Source organism: Caballeronia sp. PC1 (assembly GCF_021353155.1).
Lineage (GTDB): Bacteria > Pseudomonadota > Gammaproteobacteria > Burkholderiales > Burkholderiaceae > Caballeronia > Caballeronia cordobensis.
Map to the genome: position 1 here is coordinate 2,013,670 of NZ_JAJUBH010000001.1, position 24,826 is coordinate 2,038,495.

Genomic DNA, 24,826 nt, shown 5'->3' on the forward strand with positions numbered 1-24,826 from the left:
TTCAGGCGGTTTCTTCAGGCGCTTCGGGCGCTTTAGGCGCTTTCGCGGGGTCGGGCACGCGCTCCAGCACGGCCGCAAAGAACCCGTCCGTGCCATGCTTGTGCGGCCACAGCGACAGATAGTCGCCCGTATCCAGATCGATGCGCTGTTCCGCAAGCACGTCGCGCGCGGGCACCACGCGGAAATTCGGATGCGCCGCCAGAAACTGCGCGACGACGTCTTCGTTCTCCGCTTCGAGCATGGAGCAGGTCGCGTAGACGAGCCGGCCGCCGGTTTTCACGAGGCGCGCGGCGCTGGTGAGAATCGAGAGCTGCTTGGGCGTCAGTTCCGCGACGGTTGCGGGCGACTGACGCCACTTCAGGTCCGGATTGCGGCGCAAGGTGCCGAGGCCGGAGCACGGCGCATCGACGAGCACACGGTCGATCTTCCCCGCGAGACGCTTGATCTTCGCGTCGTGCTCGCTGTCGATCAGCACCGGATTCACGTTCGACAAGCCACTGCGCGCGAGGCGCGGCTTGAGCTTCGCGAGCCGGCGATCGGACACGTCGAACGCATAGAGCCGGCCCGTGGAGCGCATCATTGCGCCGAGCGCCAGCGTCTTGCCGCCCGCGCCCGCGCAAAAATCGACGATCATCTCGCCGCGGCGCGGCGCCATCAGCGAACAGAGCAACTGGCTGCCTTCGTCCTGAACCTCGATCCAGCCTTCCTGGAACGGCGCGAGACGCGTCAGCGCAGGCTTGCCGTCCACGCGGATACCGAACGGCGCGAACGGCATTTCGCCCGCGTCGATGCCGGCCTCGGTCAGCGCCTTCAGCACGACCTTGCGATCCGCCTTGATCGGGTTCGAGCGCAGGTCCAGCGGCGCGGGATAGTTCAGCGCGGCGGCGAGCTGCGCGAGCTCCTCGGGCGCGAAACGCTTGCCCATCGCGTCGTAGATCCACTGCGGCAGATTTGTGCGCACGCGCACCGGCAGGCTCGCCGGGTCGATCTTCGAAACCTGCGCGAGCCATTGGTGTTCATCGGTGGACACGAACGGCTTCAGCGCGGACAGGCCTGCCGTCTGCATCAGGCCGAGCAGCGCGAGACGGCGCGCCTGATTGCCGCTGCCGCTTTCCGCGAGGTGCGAGAACTCCATTTTCCGGCGCAGCACGGCGAACACGGCCTCCGCGATAACGCCGCGCTCGCCGTGGCCGAGCTTCGGATGCGCGCGGAAAAAGCGGCTCGTCGCGGCGTCGGCGGGGCCGGAGAAGCGGAGTACGTCCGCGAGCAAAGTTTCGGTTTGTCCGATCAGAAATCCATGCAGCCTCATGCGCCCTCCCCGGCAATGTCGGCAAAGAGCCATTGCGGCTCAGACGGCGTGAGGGCGACACGTTCGCCCTCGATAGAAAGTCGCCCTTCGATGAACCATCGCACCGCGCGCGGATAGATGACGTGCTCGATCTTCAGCACGCGCGCGGCGAGCGCGGCGGCGTCGTCGCCGGCTGCGACCGGCACCGCGCCCTGCGCGACGATCGGTCCGTGATCCAGCGTCGGCGTCACGAAATGCACGCTCGCGCCATGCACGCGCACGCCCGCGTCGAGCGCCTGCTGATGCGTGCGCAAGCCCGGAAAGCACGGCAAGAGCGACGGATGAATATTGAGCATGCGCCCCGCGTATTTCCCGACGAAGGCATCGGTCAACACGCGCATGAAGCCCGCCAGCACGACGAGATCGGGCTCGAAACGATCGATTTCACGCGCAAGCGCCGCATCGAACGATTCGCGCCCGTCGAATTGACGATGATCCACCACACACGTTTCGATGCCGTTCGCGGCCGCGAAGCCTAACCCGGCGGCATCGGGCCGGTTGGAGACGACCGCGCAGACGCGAGCCGGCCAGCCTTCGCGCGCGCATGCACGCACGACGGCCTCCATGTTGCTCCCGCGTCCGGAGATCAGAATAACGATTTTTTTCATCCGCGGATTTTATCATTCGGCGGGTGCGAAAATCGTGCCAATGGACGCGCGCGGCATCGCACCCGGGCCGGCGCGCCCGTGCGCCGGCGCGAGCGTTTATAATCTAACGCTTTGCAGCATCAGCCCCTCCCACCGACCAACGCCTATCGTGAGAGTCTTTCGCGGCCTCCCCAATGCCGAAAGCCGGGCGCCCTGCGCACTGACCATCGGCAATTTCGACGGTGTCCATCGCGGCCACCAGGCGCTGCTCGCGCACGTGCGGGCCGCCGCCGACGCGCGCGGCCTGCCGGTCTGCGTGATGACTTTCGAGCCGCATCCGCGCGAGTTCTTCAATCCGGCCGGCGCGCCGCCGCGCATCGCCATGCTGCGCGACAAGCTGGAAGCACTGCGCACCAACGGCGTCGATCGCGTGGTGGTCGAGCATTTCAACAAGACGTTCGCGAGCCAGTCGCCGGATACGTTCGTGAAGAACGTGATCGTCGACGGGCTGCATGCGCGCTGGGTCATGGTCGGCGACGACTTCTGCTACGGCGCGAAGCGCGCGGGCGATTTCGCTTCGCTCAAGGCCGCCGGCAAGCAATACGGCTTCGAAGTCGAGCAGATGGCGACCGTCGCGCATCCGAACGGCACGCGTATCTCGTCGTCGTCGGTGCGGGCGTCGCTCGTCGCGGGCGATCTCGACGCCGCGCAAGTCGCGCTCGGGCGTCCCTATGTCATCAGCGGGCACGTCGTGCACGGCGCGAAGCTCGGCCGCGATCTCGGCTTTCCCACGCTGAATCTGCCGATCGCGCACAAGCGGCCGGCGCTCGCGGGCATTTTCGTGGTGCGCGTGCACGGCCTTGCGGATGAGCCTTTGCCCGCGGTCGCGAGCCTCGGCCTGCGTCCGACCGTCGACGATTCCGGCCGCGTGCTGCTCGAAGTCTTCGTGCTCGACTGGCACGGCGACGCCTACGGCAAGCTCGTGCGCGTCGAATTCCTGAAGAAGCTGCGCGACGAAGAGAAGTACGTCGATCTCGAAACGCTCGGCGCGGCCATCGCGAAAGATGTCGACAACGCGCGCGCCTACTTCGGCCTGCCGCCCGCGAGCAACGCGGGCAGCCGCGCCACCGGCTTCGCCATTTCGGCGACGGACCGAATTAGGTGAGCGCGCGGTGCCGCTTTGAGAAAAGCGCATCGCCCGCTGCCATCGCCCTGACGAATCATCGCGCGCGCCTGAGCGCCGTCTCACCGAATTCACTGAGTCACCCATGAGCGACAAGAAAGAGAAAGCCTCCTCGAAGTACCCCGTCAACCTGCTCGACACGCCCTTCCCGATGCGCGGCGATCTGCCCAAGCGCGAGCCGGCCTGGGTCAAGGAATGGCAGGACAACAAGATCTACGAGAAGATCCGCGCGGCATCGAAGGGCCGCAAGAAGTTCATCCTGCACGACGGCCCGCCGTATGCGAACGGCGACATCCACCTCGGCCACGCGGTGAACAAGATCCTGAAGGACATGATCGTCAAGGCGCGCAATCTCGCGGGCTTCGACGCCGTCTACGTGCCGGGCTGGGACTGCCACGGCATGCCGATCGAGATCCAGATCGAAAAGCAGTTCGGCAAGACGCTGCCCGCTATCGAAGTGATGCAAAAGGCGCGCGCCTACGCGGGCGAGCAGATCGAAAAGCAGAAGGTCGGCTTCCGGCGTCTGGGCGTGCTCGGCGAGTGGGACAATCCGTACAAGACGATGAACTTCGCCAACGAAGCGGGCGAAATCCGCGCGCTCGGCAAGATCATGGAAAAAGGCTTCGTGTTCCGCGGCCTGAAGCCGGTGAACTGGTGCTTCGACTGCGGCTCGGCGCTCGCCGAAGCGGAAGTCGAGTACAAGGACAAGACCGATCCGACCATCGACGTGATGTTCGCCTTCGCGGAACCGGAAAAGACCGCGCAGGCGTTCGGCCTGAGCGCGCTGCCGAAGCAGGAAGGCGGCATCGTTATCTGGACGACGACGCCCTGGACCATTCCCGCGAACCAGGCGTTGAACGTGCATCCGGAGATCGTCTACGCGCTCGTCGACACGCCGCGCGGCGTCTTGATCCTCGCGCAGGAACGCGTCGAGGAATGCCTGAAGAACTACGGACTCACGGGCGAGGTCATCGCGACCGCGCCGGGCGAGAAGCTCGCGAACCTGCGCTTTCATCATCCGCTCGCGGCGGCGCATCCCGGCTACAAGCGCACCGCGCCCGTCTATCTCGGCGACTACGTGACGACCGAAAGCGGCACAGGTGTCGTGCACTCGTCGCCGGCGTATGGCGTGGAAGACTTCGTGTCGTGCAAGGCGCACGGCATGGCCGATTCGGACATCATCAATCCGGTGATGGGCGATGGCCGCTATATCGAATCGCTGCCACTCTTTGGCGGGCTGTCGATCTGGAAGGCGAATCCGCAGATCGTCGAAGCGCTCGAAGGCGCGGGCTCGCTGCTCAAGAGCGAAAAGTACACGCACAGCTATATGCACTGCTGGCGTCACAAGAGCCCGATCATCTATCGCGCGACCTCGCAATGGTTCGCGGGCATGGACGTGAAGCCCAAGGACGGCGGCCGCACGCTGCGGGACATCGCGCTCGAAGGCGTCGAGAATACGGCGTTCTATCCGTCGTGGGGCAAGCAGCGTCTTTACAGCATGATCGCCAATCGCCCGGACTGGACGCTCTCGCGTCAGCGTCAATGGGGCGTGCCGATGGCGTTCTTCGTGCACAAGGAAACCGGCGAGTTGCATCCGCGCACGCTGGAATTGCTGGAAGAAGTGGCGAAGCGCGTCGAGGAAGGCGGCATCGAGACGTGGCAATCGCTCGATCCGCGCGAATTGATCGGCGACGACGCCAACATGTACGAAAAGAACCGCGACACGCTCGACGTGTGGTTCGACTCCGGCACGACGCACTGGCACGTGCTGCGCGGCTCGCACAAGGATTCGCTGCAGTTTCCGGCCGATCTGTATCTCGAAGGCTCGGACCAGCATCGCGGCTGGTTCCATTCGTCGCTGTTGACGGCTTCGATGCTCGATGGCCGCCCGCCCTACGACGCGCTGCTCACGCACGGCTTCACCGTCGATGGCGAAGGCCGCAAGATGTCGAAGTCGCTCGGCAACGGTATCGATCCGCATGAGGTGTCGAACCGGCTCGGCGCGGAAATCATCCGCCTGTGGATCGCCTCGACGGATTATTCCGGCGAGCTCGCGATCTCCGAAGAAATTCTCAAGCGCGTGACGGAAACGTATCGCCGTATTCGCAACACGCTGCGCTTCCTGCTCGCGAACTTGTCCGACTTCGATTTCGACAAGAACGCCGTGCCGGTCGCGGACTGGCTCGAGATCGACCGCTACGCGGTGGCGCTCACGCGCAATCTGCAGGACGACGCGCTCGCGCATTACGAAAAGTACGAGTTCCATCCGGTCGTGGCGAAGATCGCGACGTTCTGCTCGGAAGACCTCGGCGGCTTCTATCTCGACGTGCTGAAGGATCGCCTTTACACGACGCAGGCCGATTCACGCGAGCGCCGCAGCGCGCAGACCGCGCTGTTCCACATCGCGCACGGTTTGCTGCGTCTGGTCGCGCCGTATCTGTCGTTCACGGCGGAAGAAGCGTACAAGGTGCTCAAGCCCGGTCAGGAAACGATCTTTACGGAAGTCTTCGCGGCCTATCCGGACATCGCGAACGGCGGCGACCTGCTCGACAAATGGACGCTCATCCGCAGCGCGCGCGGCGACGTCACCAAGGCGCTCGAAGAGGCGCGCACGGCGAACCAGATCGGCTCGTCGCTGCAGGCCGAAGTCGTCGTGCGTGCGAGCGGCGCGCGCTATGACGCGCTGGCGAGCCTCGGCGACGCGCTGCGCTTCGTGCTCATCACGTCGTCGGCGCGAGTCGAGCGCGTGGCGGGCGAAGCGGAAGAAGGCGTCGATGTCGCCGCGTCGAGCTACATGAAGTGCGAACGCTGCTGGCACTATTGCGCGGACGTCGGCTCGCACGCCGATCATCCGGGCCTGTGCGGCCGCTGCTTCTCCAACCTCTTCGGCGCCGGCGAAACGCGAGGCGCAGCATAATGGCTCGAACGATGGCGAAACAAACTTCCAGCAGAACAAGCGGTGTGTCACTCGCGCCGTGGCTCGGCGTCGCGCTGATCGTGATTCTGTTCGACCAGTTGACCAAGATCGCGGTGCAGCGCGTGTTCGCCTACGGCGATCCGCATGCGCTCACGTCGTTCTTCAACCTGCTGCTCGTCTACAACCGCGGCGCGGCGTTCAGCTTCCTCGCGATGGCGGGCGGCTGGCAGCGCTGGGCGTTCACGGCGCTGGGCGTCGTCGCGGCGGCCGTCATCTGCTATCTGCTGAAAAAGCATGCGGCGCAGCGGCTCTTCTGCCTCGCGCTCTCGCTCATCATGGGCGGCGCGATCGGCAATGTGATCGACCGGATCGCCTACGGCCACGTGATCGACTTTCTGGACTTTCACGTGAACGCATGGCACTGGCCGGCGTTCAACCTGGCCGACAGCGCAATCACCATCGGCGCGGTGCTGCTCGTGTTCGACGAACTGCGGCGCGTGCGCGGTTCGAAGTGATGTTCCTGGCGCGGCTCCCACTTCGGAGCCGCGCTTTTTTCTGCGACGGAGGCAAGTTGGAACTCGCGGGTAAACATCTCGTTTTGGGGCTGACCGGCGGCATCGCGTGCTACAAGATCGCCGAGCTGACGCGCCTTCTGACCAAGGCCGGCGCGACCGTGCAGATCGTGATGACCGAGGCGGCGACGCAGTTCATCACGCCCGTCACCATGCAGGCGCTTTCGGGCCGTCCCGTGTACACGTCGCAATGGGATGCGCGCATGCCGAACAACATGCCGCATATCGATTTGTCGCGCGAGGCGGATGCGATCGTCATCGCGCCCGCCTCCACGGACTTCATGGCGAAGCTCGCGCACGGCATGTGCGACGACCTGCTCTCGACCTTGTGCATCGCGCGCGATTGCCCGCTGCTCGTCGTGCCGGCAATGAACCGGCAGATGTGGCAAAACCCGGCGACGCAGCGCAACGTTGCGCAGCTTCGCGCGGACGGCGTGGAAGTGCTCGGGCCGGATTCGGGATCGCAGGCGTGCGGCGAGATCGGCGACGGCCGCATGATCGAGCCCGAAGCCGCTTTCGAAGCGATCTGCGCGTTCTTCCAGCCGAAGCTGCTGCGGGGCCGGCGCGTGCTCATCACCGCGGGTCCGACCTTCGAGCCGCTCGATCCGGTGCGCGGCATCACCAATCGCTCGTCGGGCAAGATGGGCTTTGCGCTCGCGCGCGCGGCGGCGCAGGCCGGCGCGGACGTGCATCTCGTCGCCGGTCCCGTTTCGTTGCCGACGCCGTGGGGTGTGCTCCGGCAGGACGTGCAGACCGCTCAGCAGATGCACGACGCCGTCATGGCGGCCACGCCCGACGCCGATATCTTCATCGCGGTGGCGGCGGTCGCGGACTGGCGCGTCGATCACGTGAGCGAGCAGAAGATCAAGAAGACGCCCGGCGCGACGCAGCCGACCTTCAACTTCATCGAGAATCCGGACATTCTCGCGACGGTGGCGAAGCTGCCGAATCCGCCGTATTGCGTCGGATTCGCGGCCGAAAGCGGCGATCTCGATGTGCACGGCGAAGAGAAGCGCAAGCGCAAGAACGTGCCCCTTCTCATCGGCAATATCGGACAACTGACCTTCGGTCGCGACGACAACGAAGTCGTGCTGTTCGAAGCCTCCGGTTCGACGCCGCTGCCGCGTGCCGACAAGCAGACACTCGCACGCACACTGATCGCGGAGATCGCGAAACGCGCGCCGCGCGATGGCGGTTCACTGCTCTCATGACCCGACTTTCGGTACTCGACCAGACGCCCGTCATCCACGGCCATAGCGTGGCTGACGCCATCGCCGCGACGCTCGATCTTGCGCAACTCGCCGACGATCTCGGCTACACGCGCTACTGGTGCGCGGAGCATCACGGCCTGCACGGCGTATCGAATCCGTGTCCTGAAGTGATGCTCGCGCGTATCGGCAGTCTGACGAAGCGCATTCGCATCGGCTCGGGCGGCGTGATGCTGCCGTATTACTCGCCGTTCAAGGTCGCCGAGCAGTTTCTGATGCTCGAAGCGCTGTTCCCGAATCGCGTCGATCTGGGCGTGGGTCGCGCGCCCGGCGGCGACATGCGCACCGCGCAGGCGGTCGCCGCGGGTTCGTACAATCGTGGCGACGTCTTTCCGCAGCAGGTCGCGGAACTCATCGCGCTATTCAGCGGCAAGGTGCCCGACGATTCCCTCGCCAAAGGCGTGCTGCTGCAACCGCAGATCGACACGCGGCCCGAACTGTGGATGCTCGGCTCCAGCGACTTCGGCGGACTGCTGGCGGCGCAACTCGGTATTCGCTTCGCGTTCGCGCATTTCATCAACGCGCAGTATGGGCATCGCGTGGCGGAGGCGTATCGTGAGCGCTTTGTCGCCGGTCAGGAAGCGAAGCCGTATCTTGCGGCAGCGGTTTTCGTCATCTGCGCCGATACTGACGAAGAAGCCGAAGCGCTCGAAAAGGCCGTCGATCTGCGTCGCGTGCAGATGGCGTACGGCCTCAATGAGCCGATCCCATCGATCGCGCAGGGCGCCGCGCAGCAGTACGGCGAACGTGAGCGCGCGGTGATCGCGCATGAGAAGGCGCGCAGCATCATCGGCACGCCTGAGCGTGTGACCGAGCAAATGCATATCCTGCAACAACGCTTCAACGCCGACGAACTGATCGTGATCACGGTCGCCGGCAGCTACGCCGCGCGCACGCGGTCCTATGAACTTCTGGCCGAAGCCTTCGCGCTCGGCCGCTGAATCCCGAACACATGAAACTCGACGTCAAGATTCTCGACGCGCGCATGCGCGATTTCCTGCCCGCCTACGCCACGCCCGGCAGCGCGGGCCTCGACCTGCGCGCGTGCCTCGATGCGCCGCTCGTCATCGAGCCGCATCAGACGGTGCTCGTGCCGACGGGCCTCGCCATTCACCTCGCCGACCCCGGCTATGCCGCGCTCATCCTCCCGCGCTCGGGTCTCGGTCACAAGCATGGCATCGTGCTCGGCAATCTCGTCGGGCTGATCGATTCGGATTATCAAGGTCAACTGATGGTCTCGACGTGGAACCGCGGCGATACCGCATTCACGCTCAATCCGATGGAACGCCTCGCGCAGATGGTCATCGTGCCGGTCGTGCAGGCGCAGTTCAATATCGTCGATGAGTTCGATGTGAGCGAGCGCGGCGCGGGCGGCTTCGGCAGCACCGGCAAGCACTGAGTCTCTTGCCGCACAGGCGAAAAAAAACGGCGCGGTCGAAACCGCGCCGTTTTCACTTCCAAGACCCCTTCGATTAATCCCCTTCAATCAATCCACTTCGATCGCTTCCGGATTCGGATTGCGCGGCGGCGCCGAGTTCTCGTCGAACGTCAACAGCACCTTGTCGTCCGCATCGACATCCACGGTCACGCGGCCGCCGTTGACCAGCTTGCCGAACAGCAGCTCGTCGGCCAGCGCGCGACGGATCGTGTCCTGAATCAGGCGCTGCATCGGCCGCGCGCCCATCAGCGGATCGAAACCGTGCTTCGCGAGATGCTTGCGCAGCGCATCGGTCATCACTGCATCGACCTTCTTCTCGTGCAGCTGATCTTCCAGTTGCATCAGGAACTTGTCGACCACGCGCAGGATGATTTCCTCGTCCAGCGAACGGAAGCTGATGATCGCGTCCAGCCGGTTGCGGAACTCCGGCGTGAACATGCGCTTGATGTCGGACATCTCGTCGCCTGTTTCGCGGCGCGACGTGAAACCGATCACCGACTTGCCCATCGCCTCGGCGCCCGCGTTCGTCGTCATGATGATGATGACGTTGCGGAAATCGGCCTTGCGCCCGTTGTTGTCCGTCAGCGTGCCGTGGTCCATCACCTGCAGGAGCACGTTGTAGATGTCCGGATGCGCCTTTTCGATTTCATCGAGCAACAGCACGCAATGCGGCTTCTTCGTGACGGCTTCGGTCAGCAAACCACCCTGATCGAACCCGACATAGCCCGGCGGCGCGCCGATCAGACGGCTCACCGCGTGGCGCTCCATGTATTCCGACATGTCGAAGCGCAGCAGTTCGATACCCAGCGTGAACGCGAGCTGCTTCGCGACTTCGGTCTTGCCGACGCCGGTAGGCCCGGAGAACAGGAACGCGCCGATCGGCTTGTCCAGCTTGCCGAGGCCCGCGCGCGCCATCTTGATCGACGCCGACAGCGCATCGATGGCCGGGTCCTGCCCGAACACGACAGCCTTCAGGTCGCGATCCAGCGTCTGCAGCTTGCTGCGGTCGTCCTGCGACACGCTCTGCGCCGGCACGCGCGCGATCTTCGAGATGATCTCTTCGATCTCGCTCTTGCCGATGGTCTTCTTCTGCTTCGACTTCGGCAGGATGCGTTGCGCCGCGCCCGCTTCGTCGATCACGTCGATCGCCTTGTCCGGCAGATGACGATCCGTGATGAAACGCGCCGAGAGTTCCGCCGCCGCCGACAGCGCACCCGACGAGTACTTCACGCCGTGGTGCTCTTCGAAGCGCGTCTTGAGACCGCGCAAAATGGCGACGGTCTGCTCGACGGTCGGCTCCGTGACATCGACCTTCTGGAAGCGCCGCGAGAGCGCCGCGTCCTTCTCGAAGATGCCGCGATATTCCGTGAACGTGGTCGCGCCGATGCACTTCAGCTGCCCCGACGACAACGCCGGTTTCAGTAGATTCGATGCATCCAGCGTGCCGCCCGAAGCCGCGCCCGCGCCGATCAGCGTGTGAATCTCGTCGATGAACAGAATGGCGTGCGGACGCTCCTTCAGTTCCTTCAACACCGTCTTCAGACGCTGTTCGAAATCGCCGCGATACTTCGTGCCCGCGAGCAGCGCACCCATGTCGAGCGAATACACCTGCGCGTCAGCGAGGATGTCCGGCACTTCGCCGCGCGTGATGCGCCACGCGAGACCTTCGGCGATCGCGGTCTTGCCCACGCCGGCTTCACCGACGAGCAGCGGATTGTTCTTGCGGCGGCGGCACAGCACCTGCACCACGCGCTCGACTTCCAGTTCGCGGCCGATGAGCGGATCGATCTTGCCGTCCTTCGCGAGCTGGTTGAGGTTCTGCGTGAACTGGGCGAGCGGCGTTTCCTTTTGCGCGGCGGCGTCTTCCGATTCGGGATTCGCTTCGCTGTTCGTCTTCGCGGCGTCGCCGCTGTTCGTCTTCGCAATGCCATGCGAAATGAAATTCACGACATCCAGACGCGTCACGCCCTGCTGCTGCAGGTAGTACACCGCGTGCGAGTCCTTCTCGCCGAAGATCGCGACCAGCACGTTCGCGCCGGTCACTTCCTTCTTGCCGTTCGAAGTCGATTGCACGTGCATGATCGCGCGCTGGATCACGCGCTGGAAACCAAGCGTCGGCTGAGTATCGACGTCGTCCGTGCCGGGCACGGTCGGCGTGTTGTCATGAATGAAATTGCGCAGGTTCTGACGCAAATCTTCAATGTTGGCTGCGCAGGCGCGCAACACTTCAGCCGCGGTCGGATTGTCCAACAGGGCGAGCAACAGATGCTCGACCGTTATGAACTCATGCCGCGCCTGACGTGCTTCCATAAACGCCATGTGCAGACTGACTTCCAGTTCCTGGGCAATCATGCTTCCTCCATCACGCACTGCAGCGGATGCCCCGCTTGCCGTGCATGGCTAACGACTTGCTCAACTTTGGTCGACGCAATATCTCGCGTGTAGACCCCACAAACTCCCCTGCCTTCGCGATGAACCTTCAGCATGATCTGCGTCGCAGTCTCGCGATCCTTATTGAAATATTCCTGCACGACCATCACGACGAATTCCATCGGCGTGAAGTCGTCATTCAGCAGCACCACCTTGTACATGGCCGGCTTTTTGAGCTTTTGCTCCTGCCGTTCCAGTACCGTGCCATCCTGCTTGTTGGGATTGATCGCCATACACCCATTCTAAACAACACGGACGTCATCGCAATCGCCGCTCCAGCACCGACCGCACGGTCGGAATGAAACACTGGAAACGCCCTTGCACCATGACTGTCCATCGATTCCTGCCGCTGCCCGACATTTCGGCGCGGCCCGCTTGCACCTCGTCGAAATCAGTATCGCACAGCTTCAAAAAAAACAAACCGAGCACCTGACGCCGCGGGCCGCCGGGTAACACACAAGTGAGTCGATTATGCGACTTTTCAAGATGGCGTGCTTGGACGGCAGCGCACACGCAATGCAGGAATTACCCTACAAATGCGGTCTTTGCAACGAGCTTAACGGCTATCCCAAAAATTCCTTGACACTCGATTTAAGAGATTTAACAATCAAACTGGCACTTTTTTCCGGGGGCCAACCACGGGCGAAAAAAAGAGGCCGAGGCGAGCTTGTGAGGAGGGGGCGGTTCACGTGTGGGGTGGGCCGTCAAGCTTTTCGAGCGTGCTCAGGTTGCGACGAGAGTTAGAGGGGAAGTACGAATGTCTACTGGTACGGTCAAGTGGTTCAACGACGCGAAAGGCTACGGATTCATCACGCCCGATGAAGGCGGCGAGGATCTGTTCGCACATTTCTCGGCGATTCAAATGAACGGTTTCAAGACACTCAAGGAAGGCCAGAAGGTCAGCTTCGAGATCGTCCAGGGACCGAAGGGCAAGCAGGCTTCGAACATCCAGGACGCTGTCTGACCGTTCGATCGATACTTTGCCTCGTGAAACCCGGCCCTGGCGCCGGGTTTTTTTCGTCTTGCGCCAGGCGCATCAGGCACATCGACGAAGCATTCGCCCACGGCAAAAGACCCTGGAAAGCGTAGGCCTTCCAGGGTCTTTGTTTAAGACCGCGAATTGAGGTGAGTCCTCACATATTCTCGATCATCACCGCGCCGAATCCCGAGCACGAGACCTGCGTTGCGCCTTCCATCAGGCGTGCGAAGTCGTAGGTGACGCGCTTCGACAGAATCGACTGCTCCATCGACGCAATGATGCGGTCCGCCGCCTCGAACCAGCCCAGATGGCGCAGCATCATTTCAGCCGAGAGAATCTCCGAGCCGGGATTCACATAATCCTTGCCCGCGTATTTCGGCGCGGTGCCGTGCGTGGCTTCGAACATCGCGACGGAATCGGACAGGTTCGCCCCCGGCGCGATGCCGATGCCGCCGACCTGCGCCGCGAGCGCGTCCGAGATGTAGTCGCCGTTCAGGTTGAGCGTGGCGATGACATCGTATTCGGCCGGGCGTAGCAGGATCTGCTGCAGGAAGGCATCGGCGATCACGTCCTTCACGACGATGTCGTTGCCCGACTTCGGATTCTTGACCTTCATCCACGGGCCGCCGTCGATCAGTTCCGCGTTGAACTCCTTTTGCGCCAGCGCGTAGCCGTAGTCGCGGAACGCGCCTTCGGTGAACTTCATGATGTTGCCCTTGTGCACCAGCGTGACCGAGCGGCGGTCATTGTCGATGGCGTACTGGATCGCCTTGCGCACGAGCCGCTCCGTGCCTTCGCGCGACACCGGCTTGATGCCGAGCCCCGACGAATCCGGAAAGCGGATCTTCTTCACGCCCATTTCCTCGCGCAGGAACTTGATGACTTTCTTCGCTTCGGGCGACTCCGCCGGCCATTCGACACCCGCATAGATGTCTTCCGAGTTCTCGCGGAAGATCACCATGTCGATCTTCTCGGGCTCGCGCACCGGCGAGGGCACGCCCTTGAAGTAACGCACCGGGCGCAGGCACACGTACAGATCGAGTTGCTGACGAAGCGCAACATTGAGCGAACGGATGCCGCCGCCGACTGGCGTCGTGAGCGGCCCTTTGATCGACACGACGTAATCCTTCACCGCGTCGAGGGTTTCGTCCGGCAGCCAGACGTCCGGGCCGTAGACGCGCGTCGCCTTTTCGCCGGCGAAGATTTCCATCCACTGGATCTTGCGCTTGCCGCCGTAGGCCTTTTCCACCGCCGCATCGACGACCTTGATCATCACCGGCGTGATGTCGACGCCCGTGCCGTCGCCCTCGATGTACGGGATGATCGGCTGATCCGAGACATTGAGCGAGAAATCCGCGTTGACGGTGATCTTGTCACCGTCCGCCGGAATCTTGATGTGCTGATACGGCATGATCGACTCCAATAAGGCCGGGCTTGAATGGAAGCAAACTGGTTGGAAAAGCGCCACGCGATACGGCGCGCGGCGGCGATGCGCACGCGTGAACCCTGCAACGTCATTCTAACCATGCTGGCCCGCGCCGGCGCGCCCGAGGCGGCCATCGGCATGCTTTAAGATGCCGGATCCGTTCACGCCGCGCGCCGCAAGCATGTCACTCATCGCCCTCAACAAGCCCTTCGGCACGATCTGCCAGTTTTCCGAGCATGAAACGCGCGCGTCGCTCGGCGACTGGGTGAAGACGCCGAATGTGTATCCGGCCGGCAGGCTCGACGCCGACAGCGAGGGCCTGCTCCTGCTCACCGACGACGGCGCGCTGCAGGCCCGGATCGCGGAGCCGCGGCACAAGCTCGTGAAGCGTTACTGGGCGCAAGTCGAAGGCGCGCCCGACGCGGCCGCTCTCGCGCGGCTGGCCAAAGGCGTCGATCTCGGCGACTACGTGACGCGCCCCTGCCGCACCGCGTTCGTCGCGGCCGAGGACAGCGAGCTGCTCTGGCCGCGCAATCCGCCGATCCGCTACCGCGCCGCCATTCCCACGACGTGGATCGAGCTTGCGATCACCGAAGGCAAGAACCGGCAAGTGCGACGCATGACCGCAGCCGTCGGTTACCCGACGTTGCGGCTCGTGCGCGTCGCGATCGGCGCGCTCGATATCTTCGCGCTGGGGCTCGCGCCGGGCGAAACCGTCGAGGTTGCACCGCGCGCGCCGTGGCAACGCGTTGGGTGAATAGCATTCAACTATTTTTGATAAAGCTGCATTGCGTCTTTTCTCGGATCGTGCTTAATGCGTTTGTCATCGAGATCGGCTAATGCATTTCGGGCTTCGAAAAAATTTTTGCTCCGCTGCGCAAATCTCTGTAATTCGCGTCAACCGACTCTTCTCACGATGCGTTAAGGGCCTCAGATGCCGCGTAAAGCTATCCGGCATGAGCGAACAACCGATTACAACAACCTGTGTGCTCCAGGCTGTTTGAAAGGTTCAAGCGTTCACAGAAGTATCGACATTGATTTTATCGATGCGACTGTCAACCGAAAGGTAGGTGGCTCGTTTACCGACATGACTCAATGACCGGGTCTTTGGTTAATTAACTCAAGCTGAGGAATCACAGATGAACAAACTGATCGCTGCTCTCGTCGCTGGCCTGTTCGCAACGGCTGCTTTCGCACAAGAAGCTTCGGCACCGGCCGCTGCTGCTCCGGCAGCTGCTGCTTCGTCGGCTCACAAGTCGGCTCACAAGAAGGCATCGCACAAGTCGCACAAGTCGTCGCACAAGAAGGCAGCAGCTGCTCCGGAAGCCGCTTCGGCAGCTCAGTAAGTTCGTTGTAAGAGGCGGTAAAGCGAAGTCAAGAACGAGCATTACCGCCGTCTGTACGGCGTTGAAGGGCAGATGGCCGCAAGGCATCTGCCCTTTTGTTCTGTATGGGGGGCATCGAGTAACATCCGCGTAGCCGCCGCTTTCCGGCGCATCGATCGTCAAAGGAGCATCGTCGTGAATCTGCAGCACATCTTGCGCGCCGCGCGCGCAGCCGTCATCGCGTTCGCGCTGCCGTTCGCCGCCCTTCCGCTCGCGCAAGCGCAAGCCTTGCCGCCCGGTGCGAAGCAGCCGTCCGATTTCCCGCGCGCGAAGCTCACCGCGGGCATGTATGTGATCGACGCCGCCGTCGCCGCGAACGATGCCGATCGCGAGCAAGGTCTCATGTATCGCACGAAGCTCGGCGCCAACGAAGGCATGCTCTTCGTGTTCGGCGAAAACGCGGTGCATTGCTTCTGGATGAAGAACACGCTGATTCCGCTGTCGATCGCGTTCATTCGCGCGGACGGCACCATCACCGACATCGACGAGATGCAGGCCGAGACGGAGAACAATCACTGCCCGCGCAACAACGGCACCTATGCGCTCGAAATGCCCAAAGGCTGGTTCGCGGCGAAGGGCATCAAGCCCGGCACGCAGATCAAGGGCCTGCCGCGCCTGCAGTGAACGTCGCTGCATGACTCCGCGATGACGAAAGCCGGCGCGCCTCGCCGGTTTTTTTTCGCCTGCCGCCAGCCGCCGCGCGCCTTCCCGCGAGCTGGCAGGATTCCTGCAAAGAGCCTGCCGACGCGCTATGCTAAAAAGATTCAGCGCGTCGCATTCACGGCTCTCACGCGACGCCGTGCTGACATCTTCAACAGGAGGTTCACGTGCCCCGCAAGACTCCCATCGAGCGCTATCGGAACATCGGGATTAGCGCTCACATCGACGCCGGCAAAACGACTACGACCGAGCGCATCCTTTTCTACACTGGCGTGACGCATAAGATCGGCGAGGTTCACGACGGCGCGGCCACGATGGACTGGATGGAGCAGGAGCAGGAGCGCGGCATCACGATCACGTCGGCGGCGACCACCGCCTTCTGGAAAGGCATGGCCGGCAACTATCCCGAGCATCGCATCAACATCATCGATACGCCGGGACACGTCGACTTCACGATCGAAGTGGAGCGCTCGATGCGCGTGCTCGATGGCGCGTGCATGGTGTACGACTCGGTGGGCGGCGTGCAGCCGCAGTCGGAAACCGTGTGGCGTCAGGCGAACAAGTACAAGGTGCCGCGCATCGCGTTCGTCAACAAGATGGACCGCGTCGGCGCGGACTTCTTCCGCGTGCAGCGGCAGATCGGCGAGCGCCTGAAAGGCGTCGCGGTGCCGATCCAGATTCCGATCGGCGCGGAAGATCATTTTCAGGGCGTGGTCGATCTCGTGAAGATGAAGGCGATCGTCTGGGACGACGACAGCCAGGGCATCAAGTTCACGTACGAGGACATCCCCGCGAATCTCGTCGATCTCGCGCACGAATGGCGCGACAAGATGGTCGAGGCGGCTGCCGAGGCGAGCGAGGAACTGCTCGAAAAATATCTCGAAGATCACCACAGCCTGACCGAGGACGAGATCAAGGCCGCGTTGAGAAAGCGCACGATCGCCAACGAGATCGTGCCGATGCTCTGCGGCAGCGCGTTCAAGAACAAGGGCGTGCAGGCGATGCTCGATGCGGTGATCGATTACCTGCCCTCGCCCGTCGACGTCCCCGCCATTCTCGGCCACACCGAAGACGACAAGGAAGCGGAGCGCCATCCGAGCGACGACGAGCCGTTCTCCGCGCTCGCCTTCAAGATCATGACCGACCCGTTCGTCGGCCAGTTGATCTTCTTCCGCGTGTATTCGGGCGTGGTGAATTCGGGCGACACCGTGTTCAACCCGGTGAAGGACAAGAAGGAGCGGCTCGGGCGGATCCTGCAGATGCACGCGAACGAGCGCAAGGAAATCAAAGAAGTGCGCGCGGGCGACATCGCCGCAGCCGTCGGCCTGAAGGAAGCCACGACCGGCGACACGCTCTGCGATCCGCAGAACGTCATCATCCTCGAACGGATGATTTTCCCGGAGCCCGTGATTTCGCAGGCCGTCGAGCCGAAGACGAAGGCCGACCAGGAGAAGATGGGCATCGCGCTGAATCGTCTCGCGCAGGAAGACCCGTCGTTCCGGGTGACGACCGACGAGGAATCCGGCCAGACGATCATCTCCGGCATGGGCGAGCTGCACCTCGAAATTCTCGTCGACCGGATGAAGCGCGAATTCGGCGTCGAGGCCACCGTCGGCAAGCCGCAGGTCGCGTATCGCGAGACGGTGCGCAACAAGGTCGAGGACGTGGAGGGCAAGTTCGTCAAGCAGTCGGGCGGACGCGGCCAGTACGGTCACGCGGTGATCGCGCTGGAGCCGGACCCGGGCAAGGGCTACGAATTCGTCGATCAGATCAAGGGCGGCGTGATTCCGCGCGAATTCATCCCGGCGGTCGACAAGGGCATTCAGGAAACGCTCAAGGCCGGCGTGCTGGCGGGCTATCCGGTCGTCGACGTGAAGGTGCGGCTGACCTTCGGCTCGTACCACGATGTCGATTCGAACGAGAACGCGTTCCGCATGGCCGGTTCGATGGCCTTCAAGGAAGCGATGCGCCGCGCGAAGCCCGTGCTGCTCGAACCGATGATGGCCGTCGAAGTCGAGACGCCCGAGGATTTCATGGGCAACGTGATGGGCGATCTGTCGGGCCGCCGCGGCATCGTGCAGGGGATGGAGGACATCGCGGGCGGCGGCGGCAAGCTCGTGCGCGCGGAAGTGCCGCTCGCGGAGATGTTCGGCTACTCCACATCCCTGCGCTCGCTGACGCAGGGCCGCGCCACGTACACGATGGAGTTCAAGCATTACGCGGAGACGCCGTCGAACGTGTCGGAGGCGATCATCAACTCGAAAGCGAAATGATCGCGGCCTAAACGTGTAGTATCGGAAGTCCGTTGTGCGCTCCGTTGGTGGCGGCAACGGACTTTTCATATCCGCAGACGAAACGACATGAGCGACGCACATCAGCACATCGATTGGCGCGAACACGGCGTCAAGGTCATCAAGGGCGATCAGCTCGACACCAACACACCGCAGACGCCCGGCATGAACCGCGCCGCTGCGATCAACGCGGCGCGCGTCGGCGCCCAGAAGATCTGGGCCGGCACGGTCACGATCCATCCGAACGCGAAGACGGGCGCGCACCATCACGGCGCGCTCGAGAGCGTGATCTATGTCGTGCGCGGCCAGGCGCGCATGCGCTGGGGCGAGCACCTCGAATTCACGGCCGAGGCCGGTCCGGGCGATTTCATCTTCGTGCCGCCTTACGTGCCGCATCAGGAAATCAACGCGCGCACCGACGAGCCGCTCGAATGCGTGCTCGTGCGCAGCGACAACGAGGCGGTCGTCGTGAATCTGAACATCGATGCGGTGGAGAAGCCCGAGGAAGTCTATTGGGTCGATCCGATTCACAAGCATCCACACGACCACTGAAGCGCTCGGAGCGCGGCCGGCATGCGGCGCGTTCCTTGCTACATGCGCCTGATGCGCCGCGTTCCGGGCGCGGTCGAGCCGTTCGCGTGACGACGGCGCGCCATCACAACTACAACGGACAAACACACGATGAAGAAACATTCGACCGACGCGCATCTCCTCGACCTCGCCCGCCCGCAAGCCGGCGAACTGGGCAATCACGCGATCGACGAATTCATGGCCGGGCGTCTCACGCGCCGCGAACTGCTGCGCCACGCGAGCGTGCTCGGCTTCGCGCTCTCCGCGGGCGGCCTCTTCGGCATGCCGATGGCGCGCGCGCAGGGTGCCGGCAAGCCGGGCGGCACGATCCGCGTTGCGCATCTGACGCCCGCGGGCGCCGTCGATCCGCTCACCGTGACGGACGCGGCCGGTCTCGCGCTCATCAACCAGACGGGCGAGTTCCTCATCGACGACGACAGCGAGCATCTCACCTTGCGGCCCGCGCTCGCGCTGTCGTGGAAGTCGAACGACAAGGGCGACGTATGGACCTTCAAGCTGCGCCCGAACGTGAAATTCCACGACGGTCAGCCCATGACGGCGAAGGACGTCGTCGCGACGTTCAATCGCCTGTCCGATCCGGGCGCGGGCTCGGCTGCGCTCTCCGTGCTCAAGGGCGTGCTGTCGAAGGATTCCGCGAAGGCCGTCGACGATCACACCGTCGAGTTCCATCTCGACGCGCCCAACGGCAATTTCCCGTATTACGTTTCCTCGAATACGTATAACGCGGTGATTCTCCCGGCGAACTTCAGCGGCCCGTACGAGAAGTCGTTCATGGGCACGGGGGCGCTCAAGCTGGAGAAATACACGCCGAAGGTCGGCGCTTCGTTCGTGCGCAATCCGGATTACTGGGGCGAAAAGTCGCTGCCCGACCGCGTCCAGTTTTCCTTCTACGCCGACCAGCAGGCGCAGTTGCTGGCGATGCAAGGCCGCCAGGCCGACGTGATGGGCGACTTCACCGTGCAGGGCGGCCTCGCGATGCTGAGCAATCCGCAGTTCAAGGTGCTCGGCACGAAATCGAGCTCGCACCGGCAGATGCACATGCGCTGCGACATGGCGCCCTTCAAGGACAAGCGCGTGCGTCAGGCGCTGGCGCTCGCGATCGATCGCGAAGTCATCGTGAAGGGGCTGTTCCGCGGGCGCGCGCAGGTCGGCAACGACAGCCCGTTCGCGCCGGTGTTTCCGTCGAGCGATCTCGCCGTGCCGCAACGCAAGATCGACATCGCGCAAGCCAAGAAGCTGATGAGCGAAGCCGGCGTCGCGAACGGCTTCGACGTCACGCTGACGACCGAGAAGTACATGGAGATTCCCGATCTCGCGGTCGTCGTGCAGAACGCGGCGAAGGCGATCGGCATTCGCATCCAGTTGAAGGTCGAGAGCCAGGACCTGTATTACGGCTCCGGCACGTTCGGCAAGTCGGACTGGCTGGATTCGCCGCTCGGCATCACCGATTACGGGCATCGCGGCGTGCCGAACGTCTTCCTCAACGCACCGCTCACGAGCGGCGGCACCTGGAACGCGGCGCACTTCAAGAACCCCGAGTACGACAAGCTCGTCGCGCAGTTCGTCGCCGCGCTGGATGTCGCGTCGCAAAAAAAGCTCTCCGGCCAGATCCAGCGTCTGCTGCTCGACGAAACGCCGGTCGTCATCCCCTACTTCTACGACCAGTTGATCGTCACGCGCGCGAACGTGTCCGGCGTGCGCTTCAACGCGATCTCGCAGATGTGGTTCGACCGCGCGACGGTAGCCTCATAAATGAGCACGATCACGCCGACGGCGCGCGTAGCCGATTTCGCCAAAATGAAACGCGTCGCGCGCTTCGTCGGGGTGCGGCTCCTGCTTGCGCTCGTCACGCTGTGGCTGCTGTCGATGATCGTCTTCGCGGGCGGCCAGCTCCTGCCCGGCGATGTCGGCCGCGCGATTCTCGGCCCGCTCGCCGATGCGCGCGCGGTCGCGGCGCTGAATCATCAACTGGGCGTCGACCGGCCGCTTCTCACGCAATACACCGGCTGGATCGGCCACTTCCTGCGCGGCGACATGGGCGAGTCCTATGCGTTTCGCTCAGCCGTGGCGCCGTTCATCGGCGATGCGCTGTGGAATTCGGCCAAGCTCGGCGCGCTCGCGTTCGTCGTCGTGGTGCCGCTCGGCATCGCGGGCGGCGTGTACGCGGCGCTGCATTCGGGACGCTGGATCGACCGCGTCATCAGCATCGGCGGACTGACGGCGACGGTCGTGCCGGAGTTCGTCTCGTCGATCGTGCTGATCCTGATCTTCGGCGTGTGGCTGCAATGGCTGCCGATCGAAGCGACCGCGCCCGCCGAGGCCGGCTTCTTCACGCAACTGAAGCATCTGATCCTGCCGGTTCTGCCGCTCGTCTTCGTGTTCTTCGGCTATATCGCACGGATGGCGCGCGCGGGCACGGTCGAAGCGCTCGACGCCGACTACACCCGCACCGCGATCCTCAAGGGCCTGCCGCAGCGCGTCGTGATCGGGCGGCACGTGCTGCGCAACGCGTTGCTGCCGACCGTGACCGTCGCCGCGACGCAGCTCGGCTACATGATCGGCGGACTCGTCGTCGTGGAGACGCTGTTCCACTATCAGGGCATCGGCTCGCTCATCTACAACGCCGCGAAATCGAAGGACTTTCCGATGCTCGAAGCCGGCGTGCTGACAGTCGGCGTGATCTATACGGCCGCCAATCTGATTGCCGACGCGCTCTACGTCGTGCTCAATCCGCGCCTGCGCACGGGGGACGCGACATGAGCACCGCGGCCGCCCTGCCGACGAAACCGCGCCGCTTCGAAGCGCTCGGCGCGCTGATGCGCTCGGCCACCTTCGATATCGGCGTGCTGATGCTGCTGTTCTGGGTCGTGTGCGCACTGTTCGGACACTGGCTCGTGCCGCACGATCCCTACGCCTCCGATCCGCTCAACTCGCTTAACGCCCCGTCCGCCGATCACTGGTTCGGCACGGATCAGCTCGGCCGCGACGTGTTCGCGCGCGTGATCGTCGGCTCGCGGGACATTCTCACGATCGCGCCTCTGGCGACGCTGCTCGGCACGGCGGCGGGCACGGCGATCGGGCTCGTCGTCGGCTATTTCGACGGCTGGGTCGATGCCGTCATCGGCCGCGTGATCGACGCGCTGCTCGCGCTGCCGCTCGTGATCGTCGCGCTGCTCGCGCTGGCGGCCGTCGGCGCGAGCAACACGACGGTGATTCTCGTCATCGGCCTCACCTTCGCGCCGATCACCGCGCGCACCGTGCGCGCCGCCGTGCTGAGCGAGCGTCATCTCGACTACGTGCTCGCCGCGCAGCTACGCGGCGAGCACGCGCTCTACATCATGTTCGCGGAGATCCTGCCGAACGTGCTGCCGCCGATCATCGTCGAGGCGACGGTGCGGCTCGGCTACGCGATCTTCGCCGTCGCGACGCTCTCATTTCTCGGCTTCGGCATCCAGCCGCCGTCCGCCGACTGGGGCCTCGCGCTCTCCGAAAGCTATACGCTGATGGCGGGCGGCGCGTGGTGGACCGTCGTGTTCGACGCCGCCGCGATCGCCTCGCTGGTCGTCGCGGTGAATCTCGTCGCGGACGCCGTGCAGGGAGTGCTCGACCGATGAACGGACCGCCGCCATCGGCGTTTCCCACGTTCGGCGCCGCGAAAGGCGAGCAGGCCGACGCGCTGACGGTCGTCGGCCTGACGGTGGCGTACCGTTCGCGCGGACGCGAGCGCGAAGTGCTGCAGGACGTCACCTTGCGCGTGAAGCGCGGCGAGACGTATGGGCTCGTCGGCGAATCGGGCTGCGGCAAGTCGACGGCCGCGCTCGCGGTGCTGCGCTATTTGCCGCGCAATGGCCGCGTGAAGGCGGGCCGCATTTCGATCGCCGGCCGCGACGTGGCTTCGCTCGACGCCGACGCGCTGCGCGGCATGCGCGCCAATGCCGTGTCGATGGTCTATCAGGACCCGGGGCGCGCGCTGAATCCGTCGCTGACGATCGCGCGGCAAGTGTCCGAAGCGTTCGAAGTCACGGGCGCATCCGCCGACGAAGCGCTGGCCCGCACCGCCGAGATGCTGCGGCGCGTGCGCATCGCCTCGCCGGAACGCGTGATGGAAAGCTATCCGCATCAGCTCTCGGGCGGAATGCAGCAGCGCGTCGTGATCGCGATGGCGCTCGCATGCAATCCCGAACTGCTGATTCTCGACGAACCGACCACCGGCCTCGACGCCACCGTCGAAGCCGAAGTGCTCGATCTCATCGCGCAATTGCGGGACGAGATCGGCACGGCCGTGCTCTTCATCAGCCACAACCTCGCGGTGATCGGGCGCATGTGCGATCGCGTCGGCGTGCTGTATGCGGGCAAGCTCGTCGAGGAAGGCGCGGCGGCCGATGTCTTCGCCAAGCCGCGCCATCCGTACACGGTCGGCCTCCTGCGCTGCCTGCCGCGCGAAGGTCGCGCGAAGGAAACCGGGCGGCTCGACACGATTCCGGGCTCGCTGCCGCTGCCCGGATCGATCGCGCAGGGCTGCATCTTCGCGCCGCGCTGCAAGCTCGCCGACGAGCGCTGTCTGAAGGACGCGCCGCCGCCCTATCGCATCGCATCGGCGCACGGCGATCAGATGGCGCGGTGCCACTATCACGAACGCGCGCACACGCTGCCACGTTCGGCCGATGAAACGCCCGTGCCGCTCGCGAACGGCGACGATCCGCCGCTCGCGCTGTCGGCGCGCAATCTCTCGAAGACCTTCCGCGTCGGCGATGAAGACGTGCGCGCCGTCCACGATGTCTCGCTCGATCTCGTGCAAGGCGAGACGCTCGGGCTCGTCGGCGAATCGGGCAGCGGCAAGACCACGCTCGCGAAGCTGTTGCTCGGCCTCGTCTCGCCGGACAAGGGCGCGTCGCTCGAACTCGACGGCGCGGCGCTGCCCGAGCGCGTGACCCAGCGCAGCGGCGAGCAGGTGAAGTCGCTGCAGATCGTGTTTCAGAATCCGGATTCCGCGCTGAACCGCGCGCATTCGGTGCGCCAACTCATCGCGCGTTCGCTGTCGAAGCTCGGCGCGCTGCGCGGCGAGGCGAAGGAAGCGCGTCTGCATACGCTGACTCAGGCCGTGCGCCTGCCCGAGCGCTATCTGAGTTCGCGCACGCGGCAGCTATCGGGCGGGCTGAAGCAGCGCGTGGCGATCGCGCGCGCGTTCGCGGGCGATCCGCGCGTCGTCGTCTGCGACGAGCCCACCTCCGCGCTCGATGTTTCCGTGCAGGCCGCCATCCTCAATCTGCTCGCGGATTTGCAGCGCGAACGGCGCGTGAGCTACGTGTTCATCTCGCACGATCTGCATGTGGTGCGCTATCTGTCCGATCGCATCGCGGTGCTGTATCTCGGGCGCATCATGGAGATCGGACGTGCCGCCGCCGTGTTTGGCGGCCCGCAACATCCGTACACCGAAGCGTTGCTGTCATCCGCGCCATCGATCGATGGAACGGTCGCCAAGCGCATCCGCCTGTCGGGCGAATTGCCGAGCGCGGCGAATCCGCCCACCGGCTGCGTCTTCCATACGCGCTGCCCGCGCAAGCTCGGCGCGATTTGCGAAAGCGAAACGCCGCCCTGCCGCGATGCCGGCGACGGCCACGCCATTCACTGCCACATTCCCGTCGACGAATTGCGCGTGTTGCAGCGTCAAGAAGGCTGAGCGCGCGCAAAAAGCACGCGGCTTTCATCGGAACCAAAGCGATCCTGTGCGTCTCTCATCGGTTCACCGTT

General features: G+C 64.1%; 22 protein-coding genes. 17 read left to right on the forward strand and 5 right to left on the reverse strand.

Going from position 1 to position 24,826, the window contains the following annotated elements:
• Position 1: 1 nt before the first annotated feature.
• Both LY284_RS09740 and purN read right to left on the reverse strand, forming a co-directional pair.
• Entirely contained in the window at positions 2 to 1,309 is a 1,308-nt protein-coding gene (locus LY284_RS09740; protein WP_014190620.1) for an RsmB/NOP family class I SAM-dependent RNA methyltransferase, read from the reverse strand.
• On the reverse strand, positions 1,306 to 1,956 hold the full coding sequence (gene purN / locus LY284_RS09745; protein ID WP_014190619.1) for a phosphoribosylglycinamide formyltransferase: 651 nt from the start codon (positions 1,954 to 1,956) through the stop codon (positions 1,306 to 1,308). Before purN ends, LY284_RS09740 begins: the two co-directional genes overlap by 4 nt.
• A gap of 148 nt (positions 1,957 to 2,104) precedes the next feature.
• Between purN and LY284_RS09750 the strand changes: the two genes are divergently transcribed.
• The 6 genes from LY284_RS09750 (at position 2,105) to dut (ending at position 9,274) form a co-directional block, all read left to right on the forward strand.
• Positions 2,105 to 3,100 (forward strand): bifunctional riboflavin kinase/FAD synthetase, encoded by a 996-nt coding sequence (locus LY284_RS09750; RefSeq protein ID WP_014190618.1) that lies wholly within the window; start codon positions 2,105 to 2,107, stop codon positions 3,098 to 3,100.
• 103 nt (positions 3,101 to 3,203) lie between these two features.
• A complete protein-coding gene (ileS, locus tag LY284_RS09755; RefSeq protein WP_014190617.1) occupies positions 3,204 to 6,035 on the forward strand; it encodes an isoleucine--tRNA ligase in 2,832 nt (943 codons plus the stop codon).
• Positions 6,035 to 6,550, forward strand: a complete 516-nt coding sequence (gene lspA, locus LY284_RS09760) for a signal peptidase II (protein ID WP_014190616.1) — start codon at positions 6,035 to 6,037, stop codon at positions 6,548 to 6,550. Before ileS ends, lspA begins: the two co-directional genes overlap by 1 nt.
• Positions 6,550 to 7,818: a bifunctional phosphopantothenoylcysteine decarboxylase/phosphopantothenate--cysteine ligase CoaBC gene (gene coaBC, locus LY284_RS09765; RefSeq protein ID WP_045450395.1), complete on the forward strand. Its 1,269-nt coding sequence runs from the start codon at positions 6,550 to 6,552 to the stop codon at positions 7,816 to 7,818. Before lspA ends, coaBC begins: the two co-directional genes overlap by 1 nt.
• Positions 7,815 to 8,816 (forward strand): LLM class flavin-dependent oxidoreductase, encoded by a 1,002-nt coding sequence (locus LY284_RS09770; RefSeq protein ID WP_014190614.1) that lies wholly within the window; start codon positions 7,815 to 7,817, stop codon positions 8,814 to 8,816. The genes coaBC and LY284_RS09770 overlap by 4 nt, the downstream gene beginning before the upstream one ends.
• 11 nt (positions 8,817 to 8,827) lie before the next feature.
• Entirely contained in the window at positions 8,828 to 9,274 is a 447-nt protein-coding gene (gene dut / locus LY284_RS09775) for a dUTP diphosphatase (RefSeq protein WP_014190613.1), read from the forward strand.
• A gap of 87 nt (positions 9,275 to 9,361) precedes the next feature.
• Here the strand turns inward: dut and clpA are convergent, their stop codons facing one another.
• Both clpA and clpS read right to left on the reverse strand, forming a co-directional pair.
• Positions 9,362 to 11,665, reverse strand: a complete 2,304-nt coding sequence (gene clpA, locus LY284_RS09780) for an ATP-dependent Clp protease ATP-binding subunit ClpA (RefSeq protein WP_014190612.1) — start codon at positions 11,663 to 11,665, stop codon at positions 9,362 to 9,364.
• Positions 11,662 to 11,976 (reverse strand): ATP-dependent Clp protease adapter ClpS, encoded by a 315-nt coding sequence (gene clpS, locus LY284_RS09785; RefSeq protein ID WP_014190611.1) that lies wholly within the window; start codon positions 11,974 to 11,976, stop codon positions 11,662 to 11,664. Before clpS ends, clpA begins: the two co-directional genes overlap by 4 nt.
• Before the next feature lie 524 nt (positions 11,977 to 12,500).
• Between clpS and LY284_RS09790 the strand changes: the two genes are divergently transcribed.
• The gene (locus tag LY284_RS09790) at positions 12,501 to 12,707 is read left to right on the forward strand and encodes a cold-shock protein (protein WP_041730164.1); all 207 of its coding nucleotides are present in this window, start codon (positions 12,501 to 12,503) and stop codon (positions 12,705 to 12,707) included.
• Positions 12,708 to 12,876: 169 nt separating this feature from the next.
• Here LY284_RS09790 and icd read toward each other — a convergent pair whose 3' ends face one another.
• Positions 12,877 to 14,133, reverse strand: a complete 1,257-nt coding sequence (gene icd / locus LY284_RS09795) for an NADP-dependent isocitrate dehydrogenase (protein WP_014190609.1) — start codon at positions 14,131 to 14,133, stop codon at positions 12,877 to 12,879.
• A gap of 27 nt (positions 14,134 to 14,160) precedes the next feature.
• Here icd and LY284_RS38640 point away from each other — a divergent pair, with 27 nt between their 5' ends.
• The 10 genes from LY284_RS38640 (at position 14,161) to LY284_RS09840 (ending at position 24,755) form a co-directional block, all read left to right on the forward strand.
• On the forward strand, positions 14,161 to 14,295 hold the full coding sequence (locus LY284_RS38640; RefSeq protein ID WP_255724144.1) for a hypothetical protein: 135 nt from the start codon (positions 14,161 to 14,163) through the stop codon (positions 14,293 to 14,295).
• A 34-nt stretch (positions 14,296 to 14,329) separates the two neighbouring features.
• Positions 14,330 to 14,905 (forward strand): pseudouridine synthase, encoded by a 576-nt coding sequence (locus LY284_RS09800; protein WP_041730941.1) that lies wholly within the window; start codon positions 14,330 to 14,332, stop codon positions 14,903 to 14,905.
• 382 nt (positions 14,906 to 15,287) lie between these two features.
• On the forward strand, positions 15,288 to 15,494 hold the full coding sequence (locus LY284_RS09805) for a hypothetical protein (protein ID WP_075644200.1): 207 nt from the start codon (positions 15,288 to 15,290) through the stop codon (positions 15,492 to 15,494).
• Positions 15,495 to 15,644: 150 nt separating this feature from the next.
• Entirely contained in the window at positions 15,645 to 16,157 is a 513-nt protein-coding gene (locus LY284_RS09810; RefSeq protein WP_014190607.1) for a DUF192 domain-containing protein, read from the forward strand.
• A gap of 203 nt (positions 16,158 to 16,360) precedes the next feature.
• Complete coding sequence (gene fusA / locus LY284_RS09815; RefSeq protein ID WP_014190606.1) at positions 16,361 to 18,466, forward strand: elongation factor G; 2,106 nt, start codon at positions 16,361 to 16,363, stop codon at positions 18,464 to 18,466.
• An 87-nt stretch (positions 18,467 to 18,553) separates the two neighbouring features.
• Complete coding sequence (locus tag LY284_RS09820; protein WP_014190605.1) at positions 18,554 to 19,036, forward strand: cupin domain-containing protein; 483 nt, start codon at positions 18,554 to 18,556, stop codon at positions 19,034 to 19,036.
• 129 nt (positions 19,037 to 19,165) lie between these two features.
• On the forward strand, positions 19,166 to 20,827 hold the full coding sequence (locus LY284_RS09825; protein ID WP_014190604.1) for an ABC transporter substrate-binding protein: 1,662 nt from the start codon (positions 19,166 to 19,168) through the stop codon (positions 20,825 to 20,827).
• Complete coding sequence (locus LY284_RS09830) at positions 20,828 to 21,835, forward strand: ABC transporter permease (RefSeq protein WP_014190603.1); 1,008 nt, start codon at positions 20,828 to 20,830, stop codon at positions 21,833 to 21,835.
• Complete coding sequence (locus LY284_RS09835) at positions 21,832 to 22,689, forward strand: ABC transporter permease (RefSeq protein WP_014190602.1); 858 nt, start codon at positions 21,832 to 21,834, stop codon at positions 22,687 to 22,689. The genes LY284_RS09830 and LY284_RS09835 overlap by 4 nt, the downstream gene beginning before the upstream one ends.
• A complete protein-coding gene (locus LY284_RS09840) occupies positions 22,686 to 24,755 on the forward strand; it encodes an ABC transporter ATP-binding protein (RefSeq protein ID WP_014190601.1) in 2,070 nt (689 codons plus the stop codon). Before LY284_RS09835 ends, LY284_RS09840 begins: the two co-directional genes overlap by 4 nt.
• The last annotated feature ends 71 nt before the right edge of the window (positions 24,756 to 24,826 follow it).